This window comes from Marinibium conchae (genome assembly GCF_015595035.1).
Taxonomy (GTDB): Bacteria; Pseudomonadota; Gammaproteobacteria; order Enterobacterales; family Alteromonadaceae; genus Glaciecola.
The window spans coordinates 974022-989064 of the sequence record NZ_JADNRN010000001.1; the positions used below are offsets into that span (position 1 = coordinate 974022).

Sequence of the window (15043 nt, forward strand, 5' to 3'; positions counted from 1 at the left end):
TCGCTTTATACTATTTTAGATAACTGGATAGTTTATCAACGTGGCCTTTGGTTTCTTCTATCAGGCTGCCAATTTCGTTAGCCGATTCGGTTGTACTGCCAGCTAGGTTTCTCACTTCGTCAGCCACCACGGCAAAACCTCGGCCAGCCTCGCCTGCGCGAGCTGATTCAATGGCAGCGTTTAGAGCAAGTAAGTTTGTTTGTGACGATATCTGGTTAATTGTCTGGATAATTGACCCTATCTTGTCCATTACCTGCGACATCGCATCATGAGTTTCGTGCAGAACCGCATTGCGTTCCGACACGTCGCTTCCGTACATTAGTATTTTAACTATTGCACCAGTCTCATCGTCAACAGGACTTAGAATAACGGACAGTAAAATTTTTCTGCCACCGCCAACCGTATAACTGATCTCTGTCTGGACAGAGTTACCGGATTTAAGCGAGTCGAGCTCCGAGCTCGTTAATTGCTCGTACAAGTTATCTATGCTGCCATTTAACTCGTTTTGTGAGCTATAACCGAAGGTTTCTAAGCAACGTTTGTTGGCAAACGTCATATCACCAGAGATTGACCATTCCATTATGATATTGGCGCGGTCTATAGCATCTAGTTTGATGTCGTTTTCAAGAGCGAGTTTTTTTGTGCTGTCTACGTTAGCCTGTATCGAGACATATTTTTCTAGACGACCTTGGTCATCGAAAACTGGAGATATACTTAAGCTTATCCAGTAAGAATTACCTTGTTTGTCGTAATTCAGAATCTCTTCGTAAAAGGGTTTTTGTTCTCGTAAACACTTAGATATATTCTCTTTGGTTTTTTGTGATGTGTGCTCTCCTTGCAAGAAACTGCCGGGTTTTTTACCCATTACCTCGTCCAAAGTCCAACCTGTGAGAGTAGTAAATCCTGGGTTTATATACTCTATCAGTCCATCGGGATCGCATATAATCACCGAATTGCTTGTTTCATCTGCGACCAGAGAGAGCAAGGCTATGCGCTGTTGTTGCTCTTTTTGGTGGGTAATGTCTTTGATAAAGGCGGTGTATAATACTCTATCCTCTAGTGCTACCTTAGACAGCGACAGGTTGCCCCAAATCTCTTTGCCTTTCATCGACTTGAAGGCGACGTCTCGGGATGTTCCGACAATTTTATCAACGCCGCCGAGGCGATTGCTATTGACCATCTGATCATGACCGGCTTTGATGGCATCAGGTACGAGTATCTTAACGTTTTCGCCTAACACTTCGTTTCTATCGCATTCCCATAAACGCTCTGCTGCGGCATTAAAAAATACAATCTTATTTTGCTCATCTATGGTAACAACAGCATCTAGGCACTGCTCGAGTGTTTGATCAATAATGAAAAGTGCTTCTTTTTGTTCCGTAATATCTTTTACAAAAGCGGTATATTCTATGCCTTTTTTTGTTTTTACTTTAGATAGAGAGAGGTTACACCAAATTCGCTCGCCACTCTTCGTAAAGAGTTCTACATCCCTTGATATACCGACGATTTTATCTCGGCCGCTCGTTCGATTATTGTTGATATAGTCATCATGCGAGCTTCTGATATCTGAAGGCACCAACATTTTTACGTTCTGGCCAATGACTTCTTCCTGTTTATAGCCCCAAAGCTTTTGGGCACTTTTGTTGAAAAAAGTCACTTTGTTATCAACGTCGATAGACACAACGGCGTCAACCGCTTGATCTAATGCTTGAATAATCGTGGAGTTGTCTTTATTGCCAAAAATAAAAGCCATCAGCTTACCCTTGAGGAACGATTACTATTTATCGGTATAATGGCTGAAAAAGTGAAGTATTATTTCCCAATAGCTCAGGCCCACTGCTGCGGGCGCTTTACTATTGAGTGCGTGGCTTAACTGAAAACAAAAAGCCACAACAGAGTGTGGCTATTTCTTATTATTGCAGGTAGTTGTTTATACGATACTAACTATTTTGCACACGTTGGTCGCGCCTATGGTTTCCATTTGGTCGCCGTAGGTCAAGATGCACTGGTCGCCTTCTTTAACTAGACCAGATGCTTTAAGAGCAACGATAACGTCTTTGGTCAATTCACCAGGCTTACACTCTGTAGAATCGAATTTAAGTGGAATAACTCCTCTATAAAGTGCCATCTTTTTGAGTGTGGCAGCATGGCGAGACATCGCTATGATGGGTAAAGAGGTAGTAATTCGTGACATTAGTTTAGGTGTTGTGCCACTTTCTGTTAGAGCAACAATGGCTTTGATTGTCGGTAAGTGATTTGCTGCATAAACAGTAGCCATTGCAGTGGTTTCACTCACATCTTTAAAAAACTCATCAAGACGATGCTTTGATATCTTCACACTAGGATGGCTTTCAGCCCCTTCGCACACTCGAGCCATCGCTTGTACAGTCTCTACCGGGAATTTACCTGCGGCGGTCTCTGCAGACAACATAACAGCGTCTGTGCCATCTAACACGGCGTTGGCTACGTCCATTACTTCGGCCCGAGTCGGCATAGGGCTCTCAATCATCGATTCCATCATTTGTGTAGCAGTGATTACAATTCTGTTGAGTTGACGAGAGCGTGCTATTAATTTTTTCTGCACACCAACAAGTTCTGCATCACCAATTTCCACACCTAAATCACCACGTGCAACCATAACGGCATCGGACGCCATAATAATATCGTCAATTGCTTCGTCGCAAGCAACAGTTTCAGCCCGCTCGACTTTAGCGCAAATCATAGGTGTTGCACCTGCAGCTTTTGCTAATTCACGCGCATAGTCTAAGTCAGCACCAGAACGTGGGAAAGAAACGGCTAGATAATCTACGCCAATTTCGGCGGCAGTAACGATGTCGCGTTTATCTTTTTCGGTGAGAGCCTCAGCAGACAAGCCGCCACCTTGACGGTTAATTCCCTTATTATTGGAGAGTTTTCCACCTACGACTACTTTAGTGTGTACTTTGCGTCCCTCTACAGAAGTCACGACTAATTGAATGCGACCATCGTCGAGAAGCAATAAGTCATCTTTTTTTACGTCGTCGGGTAGGGCTTTGTAATCAATGCCAACCACTTTGTTGGTTCCGGCATTAACATCTAACTCTGCGTCTAAACAAAAATCTTGACCAAGGTCCAAGTGAACAGCGCTGTCGATAAAACGAGACACTCTGATTTTTGGGCCTTGTAAGTCACCCAAAATTGCTACATAAGTGTTTAGTTTTTTTGCTGCTGCTCTCACTCTATTAGCTCGCTCGATATGGTCTTGAGCATTTCCGTGAGAGAAGTTCATACGAACAACATTAGCACCTGCGGCTATAATGGCTTCAATCGTTTCTACTGTATCCGTTGCCGGACCTAGGGTTGCTAAGATTTTTGTTCTACGTGACATAAATAACTCGATTCTCTTTTTGACTATTGTTACATTAAAAAATGACAGCTTTATTTCATCTTTGAAAATTTATTACACTTAACTTTCGTTCTTATTAAAGCGACTACCTCTTAGGGTATCTTTGACTCGCTTTAGATTTTCTCTGAATTTTGTGCCTCTGCGCAGGGTAAAGCCCGTCGCTAGAACATCGATCAGCGTTAATTGTGCAATCCGTGATGCCATTGGCATGTACAGGTCGGTGTCTTCTGGTACGGCGAGAGACAGCACGTAATTGCACTCCTTTGATAAAGGGCTATTGGCTGATGTGATACCAACAACTACCGCGTCGTTTGCTCTGGCTATTTGTGCGATGTCGACAAGACTCTTAGTTCTCCCTGTGTGGGAGATGAGAACAACGACATCGTCTTCAGTACAATTCATGCAACTCATTCGCTGCATAAGTGCGTCTTCAAAATAGACCACGGGAACATTAAAACGAAAAAATTTGTTAAGGGCATCATGCGCAACTGAAGAGGAAGCGCCCATTCCAAAAAACGATATCTTTTTGGCTTGAGTAAGTAAGTCAACTACTCTATTTACCGTGGGTACATCTACTGATTGGCGAGCAACCTCTAACGATGCCATGGTGGATTCAAATATTTTGTTAGTGTACTCGGAGGGGCCGTCATACTCATCCACGTGTCGATTAACATAGGGAGTGCCATTTGCTAAACTTTGTGCAAGATGCAATTTGAAGTCTGGGTAGCCTTTAGTATCGAGTCTTCTACAGAATCTATTTACAGTGGGCTCACTTACATTTGACATCTTCGCAAGGGTAGCTATTGAGGAGTGGATGGCAACTTGCGGATTAGCTAATATAACTTCAGCAACCTTCTTTTCCGACTTACTAAAATCAGTTTTTTGGCTTGTAATCTTTTCTAATATATTCATCATTCTTGCTCGTCTGAAATCGAGACGACAACCAGCCTTGGTTGTGCGTTTGAACAGAGACTCTGGCGTTGTAAATACAAGGTCAACTCTCAATATGTAATTATACTACGATTATTTTTTGCGTTTGTCATTTATGTTGTAACTTTTTGACAAAATTAATTTACATCTTTTTCTCGAATTGCTGGTTTTTTGTTAAGTAATCGTTCGTTGTGGGTGTCAATAACAGCCCGTCGTAACAGGTTTTGTATGATAAATACTCTAAATCGAGTAATATTTATGCAAGACCCAAAAGACTGTTGAATATATGTTAATTATTATCGTCATTTACTCTGGAATTGGTTGTAATATTACTACATTTGTTGAATACTATAGGTGATAATTACCTGTCAATAATTACAACTTCGCACAGATAGTTTGTGCACAGAGGCTACTATGAGTATAGATACCGCGGCTACTAGTACTGGATATGAACCTATTGATTTCGTGTTGTTTGGCACCCTTGGTGACCTCGCAAGACGAAAGCTTCTCCCTTCTTTATATCAGCTAGAAAAAGCAAAGTTACTAAACGACGGCACAACAATAGTTGGTGTGGCACGTCAAGATATGTCTGTTGAGGACTATGCGACTCAAGTCAAAGACAATATCGAAAAATTCACTGATGAACCTTTTTGTAAGGATACTTGGAAGCGTTTGATAAAGCGTTTGGACTATGTTCAGATCGATATGAAAACGCCAAAAGACTACAAAAAATTGTGTGAGCATGTCGATCCTGCACGAACCATGGTTTGTTATCTTGCAACACCACCTTCTATATACGGTGATATATGCCGGGGTATGGATGCGGCAAAAGTAATAGATCCAAGTGTACGTGTAGTGCTGGAAAAGCCTATCGGGCACGATCTTGAGTCGTCGATGGTTATTAACGAGCAAGTGGCTGAGTTCTTCGACGAGAAGCAAATCTATCGCATTGATCATTATCTTGGTAAAGAAACTGTGCTTAATTTGGTTGCACTGCGATTTGCGAACAGTATTTTTGCGACCAACTGGGACCATAATTGTATCGATCATGTCCAAATCAGCGTTGCCGAATCTGTCGGTATTGAAGGGCGTTGGGGCTACTTTGATGATGCTGGTCAAATGCGTGACATGGTGCAAAACCACCTATTGCAAATACTCTCGTTGGTTGCGATGGAGCCACCCACAACACTTGATGCAGATAGTATTCGAGATGAAAAACTCAAAGTATTGAAAGCACTTCGTCCAATCGACGCTAGTAACGTAAGTGAAAAAACAGTGCGCGGGCAATATATTTCAGGTTTTGTTCGCGGTGAAGAAGTGCCTGGCTACCTTGAAGAGCCCGATGCTAACGAAAAAAGTACAACCGAGACTTTCGTTGCAATAAAAGCAGAAATTGATAACTGGCGTTGGGCTGGAGTACCATTTTATCTGCGCACGGGTAAGCGCTTACCGAATAAAACCAGTGAAGTCGTTATCTATTTTAAGCGACAGCCGCATAATCTTTTCGGCGATAGCTTTACCACTTTACCGCAAAATAAACTTGTTATTCGCCTTCAGCCTGATGAAGGTGTTGAAATAACAGTCATGAATAAGGTGCCTGGTTTAACAAGCACCGGTTCAATGGATTTACAAAAATCAAAACTGAACTTGAGTTTCTCAGAAGCTTTCGCTGCCGAAAGAATTGCAGATGCTTACGAAAAATTGCTGCTTGAGGTCATGATAGGCAACCAAGCCTTGTTTGTTCGTCGCGATGAAATTGAGCAAGCGTGGACCTGGGTTGACTCTATTAGGGCCGCATGGGATGCAAGCAAAGAGCCGCCAGCATCATATCAAGCCGGCACGTGGGGCCCAGTGTCGTCTATTGCGCTTCTCGCTAGAGAAGAACGTTCATGGTACGAAAGCAAGGTTAAGAGGTAGCAACGATGAGTTTACACACACACACATTTGCTACATCAAATGAACTGGTTACTGTTTTTAGCCAACGTATTGCAGACACACTCAAGCAGGCAATTAGCGAGAAGGGGCAAGCTAGCTTAGTAGTTAGCGGTGGCAGCACACCTTTACCTTTGTTTAAGGCGCTTGCAGCAATGCCTTTGGAGTGGTCAAAAGTCACTATTACGCTTGCTGATGAGCGCTGGGTAGATAGCGCCGACTCAGCAAGTAACGAGAAACTTGTTAGAGAAAACTTGTTAACCGGCCATGCCGCTAGTGCGAATTTCATTCCACTTAAGACGCACCATAGTGATGCAAATGAAGCGCTTGAACAACTAAGTGCTACCTTCACTAACCTAGGCTTACCATTTGATATTGTTATTCTTGGCATGGGGGAAGATGGGCACACGGCCTCGCTATTCCCCTGTAGTGAGCAAATTGAAGCAGGGCTGGATGTAAACTCACCAGCGATGTTAATTGCCACTCAACCAACCACAGCGCCACATCAGCGTATGTCGTTTACTCTCAGAGCCCTCGTCAGTGCTACCCATGTATTTCTTCACCTTACTGGTGACAAGAAACGTGCGGTGTTAATGGATGCGCTTGAAAACGCAACTGATATCGAAAAGCCGATCAAGGCTGTGTGCGATAAAAGCTCTGTAGAACTAATGTGGGCGCCATAGGAGAATACAATGAATCCAATTATCCAAGAAGTTACTCAAAGAATTATTGAACGCAGCGCAAAAACTCGCGCTGCCTATCTAGCGAAAATAGAAAAAGCGAGAAAACAAGGGCCACTGCGTGGAGAATTATCCTGTGGTAATTTAGCTCACGGTTTTGCGGCCTGTGGTAAGGAAGACAAAGCTGATCTAAGAAGTATGACGAAGGCAAATATCGCTATAGTTTCGTCTTATAATGACATGCTTTCAGCGCATCAGCCATATGAGAGTTACCCTCAACAAATTAAAGATGCGGTACGTTCTGTCGGCAGCGTCGCTCAGTTCGCCGGTGGTGTGCCAGCCATGTGTGACGGTGTCACTCAAGGCAACGCTGGAATGGAATTGAGCTTGATGAGTAGAGACAATATTGCGATGGGAGCGGCCATTGGCTTGTCGCACAATATGTTTGATGCGACCGTGATGCTTGGTATTTGCGATAAAATCGTACCCGGTTTGTTATTGGGTGGTTTGAGTTTTGGTCATCTACCTACAGTATTCGTACCTGCTGGCCCAATGCCATCGGGTTTGCCAAACAAAGAAAAAGCAAGAGTGCGTCAAGCATACGCTGAAGGCAAAGTGGGTAGGGATGAGCTTTTGGAGGCGGAGTCGCAGTCATATCACTCTGCCGGTACCTGTACTTTCTATGGCACTGCGAATAGTAATCAACTTGTGGTTGAAGTGATGGGCTTGCATTTACCTGGTGCATCCTTTGTTAACCCAGGAACACCGCTACGTGATGCGCTAACAAAAGCGGCAGCGGTTCAAGCGACTCGTTTAACCGACTTAGGCGAGAACTACATGCCAATTGGTCATATCGTCGATGCCAAATCGATGGTCAACGGTATTGTTGCGTTACTTGCTACCGGTGGTTCTACCAACCATACCATGCATCTCGTTGCTGTTGCGCGCGCTGCTGGCTTGATAGTTACTTGGGACGATTTTTCTGATCTCTCTAAAGCGACGCCGCTGCTAACCCGTATTTATCCGAATGGATCAGCCGATATTAATCACTTTACCGCTGCCGGTGGCATGAGCTTATTGTTCAAGCAATTGCTTGACGCGGGATTGTTGCACAACGACGTAAACACTATATGTGGACGTGGTTTAGAACAATATACCAAAGAGCCTGTTATTCGCGATGGTGAACTCATTTGGCAAGATGGACCAACAGCGTCACTTGACCTTGAAGTGTTGGCAACAGTTGAAAAACCATTTAAACCAGATGGCGGCTTAAGCGTCTTGCAGGGCAACATAGGCCGTGCCGTTATTAAAACATCTGCATTGCGTGATCCAGAGTGTCACATAAAAGCGCCAGCAGTGGTATTTGAAGATCAATATGCTTTGGACGAAGCGTTTAATAATGGTGATTTGGATAAAGACTGTATTGTCGTTGTGCGCTTCCAAGGACCGGCTGCCATTGGTATGCCAGAGCTTCATCGTCTCACACCGCCGCTTGGCGTCTTGCAAGATAAAGGCTACAAAGTTGCCTTGGTAACTGATGGTCGAATGTCTGGTGCGTCGGGTAAAGTGCCTGCTGCTATTCACCTTACCCCAGAGGCTTACAAAGGCGGCTTGATTGCAAAAGTGCGAGAAGGCGATCTATTGGAGCTTAACACAGCAACTGGCGAACTTACGCTCCATGTTGATGACGCAGAACTAAGCGCAAGAGAAGCTAAAACCGCTGATCTTAGCGAGAGTCACATAGGCATGGGCCGTGAATTGTTTGCTGGTATGCGAGCTTCTTTATCTGGTGCTGAAGAAGGTGCCTGTTCGTTGTTTTTTGAGCAAGAGTAAGAGTATGACTAATATGTTCGTTGCAGATGTAGGTGGCACAAATATTCGTTTAGCCTTCGTTAAGAATGGGCAAATAGACACCATTAAAAAATATTTGTGCACAGACTTTGAGACCATTTATGACGCAATTGTTGAATTTGGTAATGAAGTAGGGCAAAGCCGGTTTAGTGCAGGATGCATTGCTATCGCTTGCCCGGTAAATAAGGATCAGGTAACAATGACCAACCACTCTTGGTCATTTTCAAAAAGTGCACTTAAAGAACAGTTAGGTCTTGATGACTTATTTGTGATTAATGACTTTTCGGCGGTTGCCTATTCTCTTCCTACTCTGTCTAGCGAGCAACTTATTCAGGTGGGCTCTGGCGAAGCAGATAAAAGAGGCAATATCGTGGTGTTTGGCCCTGGCACAGGCTTGGGTGTCGAACACCTTACTCTTACCAATGAGGGATGGCAAACTCTTGATGGTGAGGGCGGTCATGTTGATTTCGCTCCAAACGATGATAAAGACATCATTATTTGGCGTTATTTAAAAGAAAAACTTGGTCGTGTATCTGGTGAAGAAGTCATGTCTGGTAGAGGTATCGTGAATATTTATACGGCCTTGGCACTGCATGAAAACGCAGAAGTTGCCTATGATGACCCTGCAGATATTACGCGCAGAGCGCTCGATAATAGCGACAGTTTGTGCGTAGAGAGCGTGTCGCAATTTTGTCGAATAATGGGCAGTTTTGCAGGGAATTTGGCATTAAATTTGTGCACCACTGGCGGCGTTTTTATTGGCGGCGGCATAGCTTCTCGTTTGGGTAACTTCTTTGTACACAGCGACTTTAGAAAATGTTTCGAAGCAAAAGGGAATTTTTCTTCTTATGTTTCGCCTATTCCAACTTACTTAATTAATGAGCCCGATCATGGATTGCTTGGCGCATTAGCTTATTTACTACAACAAACTAAAAGAGACTAACGAATGATGAATAACTGGACCTTTTCCTCAGAAGAAATCTTTAAACAAGGACCGGTGGTACCCGTTCTCGTAATTGAAAATGTGGAAGACGCAGTGCCAATTGCTAAAGCGCTAATGGCCGGCGGTATTAACGTTTTAGAAGTTACCTTGAGAACCGAGGCAGCAATGGACGTTATTCGTACGATTGCGAAAGAATTGCCCGATGCTTATATCGGTGCTGGCACTGTTACCAATCGCGAACAACTTAAAGCGGTGACCGAGGCTGGTGCAAAGTTTGCAATTAGTCCGGGCTTAACAGCAGACCTATTAAAAGCGGGTAAAGAAGGCAGTATTCCGCTTATTCCAGGTGTTTCGAATATTTCTGACCTCATGAAAGCAAAAGATGCGGGCTATGATCACCTCAAATTCTTCCCAGCTGAGGCTGCAGGTGGCGTTAAAGCTTTGAAGTCAATTGGTGGTCCATTCCCTGATATTACTTTTTGTCCAACAGGCGGCATTAGCCCTAGTAACTACAAAGAGTATTTGGCATTACCAAATGTGAAATGTTGTGGAGGTTCATGGCTAGCACCTAGCGACGCTATCGAAAATAAACAATGGCACATTATTACTGAGTTAGCTCAGCAAGCCGTCAAATAAACTAAAGTACGCTTTATTTTTTGTTAATACAAAAGGGAACAATGGCTTCCCTTTTGCTTGACTTAGCCTTACTGCTTTTTTGTGCTTCAACTCAAAAAGTACTTGCGCGCTAGCTATTAGCTAATTGTTTGTATCAACTCATGTTTTTCGCCGTAATTCAGCGTTATTGGATTTACAACAGCTGCTTCTACACACAACATTGATTTATACCCATCATGTTGCATATCAGCCATCCCCGACGACTTATCTATCCATGGGTTCCAAACTACTAAGGCGTCATGCCCTTGCTGCTTTAGGGTGGTAGTTTTAGCGTCGTTTACCGACACTGTATGTAACGGTGCGCTCTGCGTCGACATGTGAATACGATCTACTTCTTGATCAAAAATATAAGGGGAGGGTGTTGTTGTGATGCTATCATTCGCGAGTTTATCAATATAATCGGCCTCCACACCCACTAGCTCACATTTGTTAATATCACTCACGGCGAGGTAGCTATGGAGTGCCATGGTAATTGCTAGAGGTGCCTGCGCGCTCGCTACTTTTGCTTGGACATCTTCGTTTTTATCGTATGTCGTGATGAGCTTTACTGTTAACTCGGCTCCAAAAGTGACTTCCAAGCAAACTCTTAGCGAGGCGGAAAAAGCATAAAGACCAAGCTTTTTGGGTTGTAAAACAAGCCTCGTGCTACTGTCATTCTCAGTAGCATCTACCAAAAGCCAATCTTGCGTTCTAACAAAACCATGCGCAGGAAGTTGTTCATTAGGTGTTTGAACGCTTGGGAAGATATTCGCAAACCAAGGCCAACATATCGGAATACCGCCCCTTATAGGCTTTGATTTATCGGTAATAGCAGTATCGCTAAGCCATAATCTCTCGCGTTGGTCGTGTTTAGGCTTGAAACTTAGAATGTGGCCGCCAAAAAGGCTTATAGTGCCAGAGCAAGAGGCGTTATTAATTTCCAACACAGGCAATTCACCGAATTGGCTTTCACTTACTGAATTGAGTCGTGTTAAATCCAAAATCATTATCATTCCATCCACAATTTGCTTTGCACAATAGGGCGCCGAGTTTGTTGTAAAACTAGAGTAGGCTAGCGAGTCTTTTACAACAGATAAAAAAAAGACGACTCATTGTCGTCTTTTATCGGCTTAAAGTCATCAAAAGCCATAGTTGAATGTTGGCTATTTGCTGATATGAGCAACCAAATCAAGCACGCGATTAGAGTAGCCTACTTCGTTATCATACCAAGACACAACTTTAACGAAATTGTCGGTCAGAGAAATACCAGCGTCTGCATCAAAAATACTAGACTGCGTATCACCAATGAAGTCTTGAGAAACGACTGCGTCTTCGGTGTAGCCTAAAATTCCCTTCAAAGGGCCTTCGGCAGCCGTTTTCATTGCTTTACAAATAGTCTCATAACTCGCCGCTGATTTAAGGTTTACTGTTAGGTCAACCACAGAAACGTTAGCCGTTGGTACTCTAAATGCCATGCCGGTTAATTTACCATTTAGCTCAGGGATCACCTTGCCTACCGCTTTTGCTGCACCAGTGGAAGATGGGATGATATTTTGAGAAGCACCGCGGCCACCACGCCAATCTTTGGCAGAAGGTCCATCAACTGTCTTTTGAGTAGCTGTAGTAGCATGAACAGTAGTCATGAGACCATCAACAATACCAAACTCGTCATGCAGTACTTTTGCTAGAGGCGCTAAGCAGTTTGTAGTGCATGAAGCATTCGAAACAATGCTTTGGCCATTGTACTTATCATGGTTAACACCCATTACGAACATCGGTGTATGGTCCTTCGACGGGGCAGACATAACAACTTTCTTAGCTCCAGCAGTAATGTGTTTAGCTGCTGTCTCTTCAGTTAGGAAGAGGCCAGTCGATTCTACTACGACGTCGACATTGACAGCATCCCATGCAAGGTCTTCGGGCTTGCGCTCGGCGCTAACGCGTATTTCTTGACCATCTACAACAAGTTTGTCGCCAACAACTTCAACGCTACCATCGAAGCGGCCATGAGTAGAATCGTATTTGAACATGTATGCAATGTAATCTAAGTCGAGCAAATCGTTAATTGCTACAACATTAATATCGTCTCTTTTGGCAGCTGCACGTAATACTAAACGCCCAATTCTGCCAAACCCGTTAATTCCTACATTAATTGCCATGGAAGTGACCTCTTTGACTGATAAACTAATCATTTGAAATAAAATTACAAAAATTATTGATCAAAAGGACCAGTATTGCAAAGATATATTAACAATTGTTGTTTAATTACAAATTTTCATAACTAAAATACTAATGCAAACGTATTCAATACCCAAGTTCGCTGTTCTGATGAATAATGTCGCGTTAAAATTATGTTGCAAAAACGCTAATGAAAGTTCGCCACGCATCAAATTGTTGAGGTGGGAACAACTAGGATGATAAATATGAATCATATTGTCGAAGATTTAGTCTCCTCACGAGGAATTGAGTCTACTTTTATTGACGCATGGGGAAAACCAGCGGTAGTTAAAGACTGCACTAAATCTAAGCTTCTTAAAGCTATGGGCTATTCAGTTGATGATGAAAGCATTCTAGAGCAGCAAGTCGACGAGCAGCTAAGTAATCAGTGGCTAAACATGCTGAACCCCGTTCAGGTAATCAAGCATGACGAAGTGTTTACTTTTCCACTTAGAGTTGGAATTGAATTTGCTGCAGAAGAGTTTACAGCACAACTTAGCCTCGAGAGTGGCGAAGTAATAAGTCAGTCTTTCGAGCCGGTGGAGCATACTTTGCTAAATGTTGCTCAGCTTGATGATGAGGAGATACAAGAATATGCTATTTCTTTCGAACACGATTTACCCATGGGCTACCATTCACTTTCTATCGAACACAAGCAAGCTGAATTAGCTGTTTCCAAAATAATCAAAACCCCTCAGCGTTGCTATATTCCCAAAGAAATCGAGAAGGGCAGGAAAATATGGGGCTTAAGCGTTCAGTTATATTGTGTACGAAGCCGACGCAACTGGGGTATTGGGGATTTCACTGATTTATCGACTCTGGTCAAACATGCTGCCGATCAAGGTGCTGATTTTGTTGGCTTAAACCCAATTCACGAACTTTACCCATCGAATCCGGACGCTTGTAGTCCTTATGGTCCTAGCTCAAGAAGATGGTTAAATTATCTATATATCGACGTTGAGGCGATTGATCAATTCTCCTCAAAAGGCGTCCAGAAGTGGATGCAAGAAGAAAATGTCGAAGCAACACTTAACGCTCTTAGAGCAGTTGAATATGTTGATTACGAAGGCGTTGCCAGTATAAAGCTCGAAGCATTAAACAGAGTTTTCGAGGCCTATAAGTCTACATATCTCTCCAAAAATACGAAACAAAACAAAGCTTTTAAGGCCTTTGTTGAGAGCGGCGCAGAAAGTTTGCAAACCCTCGCTGTGTTTGAAGCCCTACAAGAGCACCTCAAAAAACAAGGACAAGAATTCTGGGGCTGGCCGGTATTCCCCGACGAATACAAAGCTTACGATATGCCAGCGGTTGCCGAATTTGCAAAAGCGAATAAGGAGCGCGTGAGTTTTTATCTATTTTTACAATGGCAGGCAGCACTTCAATTTGAACAAGCTAGCGAGGTTGCCAATAACGAAGGTATGCTAATCGGCCTTTATCGTGACCTGGCTGTGGGTGTGAGTGAAGGAAGTGCTGAAATATGGGGTAACAAATCGCTCTATTGCACAGACGCTTCAGTGGGTGCTCCTCCTGACATTCTTGGGCCATTAGGGCAAAATTGGGGGCTTCCTCCAATGGATCCGATTAAACTCTATGAACAAGCATATCAGCCTATTATAGAGCTTTTTTCGTCTAACATGCATGCTTCAGGTGCGTTGAGGATTGATCACGTAATGGCTCTGCTACGTCTTTGGTGGGTGTATAAAGGCGATGATGCTTGTGACGGCGGCTACGTGGCTTATCCTGTCGATGATCTGCTAGCTATTTTGGCACTTGAAAGCCAACGAAATAAAAGCTTAGTGATTGGTGAAGATTTAGGAACGGTACCCGAGGAAATTCGCTCAAAGCTTGCCGATAATGGCATGTATTCATACCGAGTATTCTTTTTTGAACAGGCCAAAGATGGTGGATTTTACTCGCCATCCCATTATCCATGTCAGTCTATGGCGACGCTAACAACTCACGATATGCCCACGCTCAGCGGCTACTGGCATTGCGATGATTTAGCGCTAGGGAAGGAAGTTGGCTTGTATCCTGATGATGAGATTCTGGCAACGCTCTATGATAGCCGTCATGAAAACAAGCAGCATATTTTAGATTCATTGCATGGCCATCATTCTGTTTCCAGCAATATCAGTCATGATGTGAATCATGTAGGTATGAATACAGAGCTGAATTACGCTTTGCAAACCCATATGGCAACTGGCACAAGTGCGTTGTTAAGTTTGCAATTAGAAGATTGGCTTGAAATGGACAAACCAGTCAATATTCCTGGCACATTTAAGGAGTATCCGAATTGGAAACGCAAATTATCTCGTAATTTGGAAGACATCTTTACTGATGAAAAAATTACTGCGCTAGCAAAAAACTTGAGCAACAGAAGAAAGGTAGCGAGTAGCGACTAGTATTGCAATAATCGGCACTTAGAGCGCTCTGCGTTTCAGAATTTGCGAG

The 15043-nt window shown here is 43.3% G+C and carries 11 protein-coding genes; 6 read left to right on the forward strand and 5 right to left on the reverse strand.

The annotated features are described in order from the left end of the window. Positions 1 to 10: 10 nt before the first annotated feature. The 3 genes from ISG33_RS04165 to ISG33_RS04175 form a co-directional block, all read right to left on the reverse strand. A complete protein-coding gene (locus tag ISG33_RS04165; RefSeq protein ID WP_195732265.1) occupies positions 11 to 1753 on the reverse strand; it encodes a PAS domain S-box protein in 1743 nt (580 codons plus the stop codon). A 177-nt stretch (positions 1754 to 1930) separates the two neighbouring features. After that, positions 1931 to 3367: a pyruvate kinase gene (gene pyk / locus ISG33_RS04170; protein ID WP_195732266.1), complete on the reverse strand. Its 1437-nt coding sequence runs from the start codon at positions 3365 to 3367 to the stop codon at positions 1931 to 1933. A gap of 78 nt (positions 3368 to 3445) precedes the next feature. Next, entirely contained in the window at positions 3446 to 4297 is an 852-nt protein-coding gene (locus tag ISG33_RS04175; RefSeq protein ID WP_195733027.1) for a MurR/RpiR family transcriptional regulator, read from the reverse strand. Between the two features lie 432 nt (positions 4298 to 4729). Here ISG33_RS04175 and zwf point away from each other — a divergent pair, with 432 nt between their 5' ends. The 5 genes from zwf to ISG33_RS04200 are packed head-to-tail and all read left to right on the forward strand — an operon-like array spanning position 4730 to position 10357. Continuing rightward, the gene (gene zwf, locus ISG33_RS04180) at positions 4730 to 6232 is read left to right on the forward strand and encodes a glucose-6-phosphate dehydrogenase (protein WP_195732267.1); all 1503 of its coding nucleotides are present in this window, start codon (positions 4730 to 4732) and stop codon (positions 6230 to 6232) included. Positions 6233 to 6237: 5 nt separating this feature from the next. Then, positions 6238 to 6930 carry a 6-phosphogluconolactonase gene (gene pgl, locus ISG33_RS04185; RefSeq protein ID WP_195732268.1) on the forward strand — a complete coding sequence of 231 codons (693 nt, stop codon included), beginning with the start codon at positions 6238 to 6240 and terminating at the stop codon, positions 6928 to 6930. Positions 6931 to 6939: 9 nt separating this feature from the next. Further along, positions 6940 to 8760 (forward strand): phosphogluconate dehydratase, encoded by a 1821-nt coding sequence (gene edd / locus ISG33_RS04190; protein WP_195732269.1) that lies wholly within the window; start codon positions 6940 to 6942, stop codon positions 8758 to 8760. A gap of 4 nt (positions 8761 to 8764) precedes the next feature. Beyond that, complete coding sequence (gene glk / locus ISG33_RS04195) at positions 8765 to 9721, forward strand: glucokinase (protein ID WP_195732270.1); 957 nt, start codon at positions 8765 to 8767, stop codon at positions 9719 to 9721. A 3-nt stretch (positions 9722 to 9724) separates the two neighbouring features. Then, positions 9725 to 10357, forward strand: a complete 633-nt coding sequence (locus ISG33_RS04200; RefSeq protein ID WP_305040885.1) for a bifunctional 4-hydroxy-2-oxoglutarate aldolase/2-dehydro-3-deoxy-phosphogluconate aldolase — start codon at positions 9725 to 9727, stop codon at positions 10355 to 10357. A gap of 116 nt (positions 10358 to 10473) precedes the next feature. Here the strand turns inward: ISG33_RS04200 and ISG33_RS04205 are convergent, their stop codons facing one another. Together ISG33_RS04205 and gap are read right to left on the reverse strand one after the other, a co-directional pair. Continuing rightward, positions 10474 to 11382, reverse strand: a complete 909-nt coding sequence (locus tag ISG33_RS04205) for a D-hexose-6-phosphate mutarotase (RefSeq protein WP_195732271.1) — start codon at positions 11380 to 11382, stop codon at positions 10474 to 10476. 156 nt (positions 11383 to 11538) lie between these two features. Beyond that, positions 11539 to 12534: a type I glyceraldehyde-3-phosphate dehydrogenase gene (gap, locus tag ISG33_RS04210; RefSeq protein ID WP_195732272.1), complete on the reverse strand. Its 996-nt coding sequence runs from the start codon at positions 12532 to 12534 to the stop codon at positions 11539 to 11541. A gap of 264 nt (positions 12535 to 12798) precedes the next feature. On the opposite strand from gap, the gene malQ reads away from it, so the two are divergent. Then, positions 12799 to 14994: a 4-alpha-glucanotransferase gene (gene malQ, locus ISG33_RS04215; RefSeq protein WP_195732273.1), complete on the forward strand. Its 2196-nt coding sequence runs from the start codon at positions 12799 to 12801 to the stop codon at positions 14992 to 14994. The last annotated feature ends 49 nt before the right edge of the window (positions 14995 to 15043 follow it).

What these genes read in the sequence shown, in the direction of transcription:
- edd (WP_195732269.1), top strand. Translation starts at nt 6,940, where the DNA reads ATGAATCCAATTATCCAAGAAGTTACTCAAAGAATTATTGAACGCAGC.
- ISG33_RS04200 (WP_305040885.1), top strand. Translation starts at nt 9,725, where the DNA reads ATGATGAATAACTGGACCTTTTCCTCAGAAGAAATCTTTAAACAAGGA.
- pyk (WP_195732266.1), bottom strand. Translation starts at nt 3,367, where the DNA reads ATGTCACGTAGAACAAAAATCTTAGCAACCCTAGGTCCGGCAACGGAT.
- gap (WP_195732272.1), bottom strand. Translation starts at nt 12,534, where the DNA reads ATGGCAATTAATGTAGGAATTAACGGGTTTGGCAGAATTGGGCGTTTA.
- ISG33_RS04165 (WP_195732265.1), bottom strand. Translation starts at nt 1,753, where the DNA reads ATGGCTTTTATTTTTGGCAATAAAGACAACTCCACGATTATTCAAGCA.
- pgl (WP_195732268.1), top strand. Translation starts at nt 6,238, where the DNA reads ATGAGTTTACACACACACACATTTGCTACATCAAATGAACTGGTTACT.
- ISG33_RS04205 (WP_195732271.1), bottom strand. Translation starts at nt 11,382, where the DNA reads ATGATTTTGGATTTAACACGACTCAATTCAGTAAGTGAAAGCCAATTC.
- glk (WP_195732270.1), top strand. Translation starts at nt 8,765, where the DNA reads ATGACTAATATGTTCGTTGCAGATGTAGGTGGCACAAATATTCGTTTA.
- malQ (WP_195732273.1), top strand. Translation starts at nt 12,799, where the DNA reads ATGAATCATATTGTCGAAGATTTAGTCTCCTCACGAGGAATTGAGTCT.
- zwf (WP_195732267.1), top strand. Translation starts at nt 4,730, where the DNA reads ATGAGTATAGATACCGCGGCTACTAGTACTGGATATGAACCTATTGAT.
- ISG33_RS04175 (WP_195733027.1), bottom strand. Translation starts at nt 4,297, where the DNA reads ATGAATATATTAGAAAAGATTACAAGCCAAAAAACTGATTTTAGTAAG.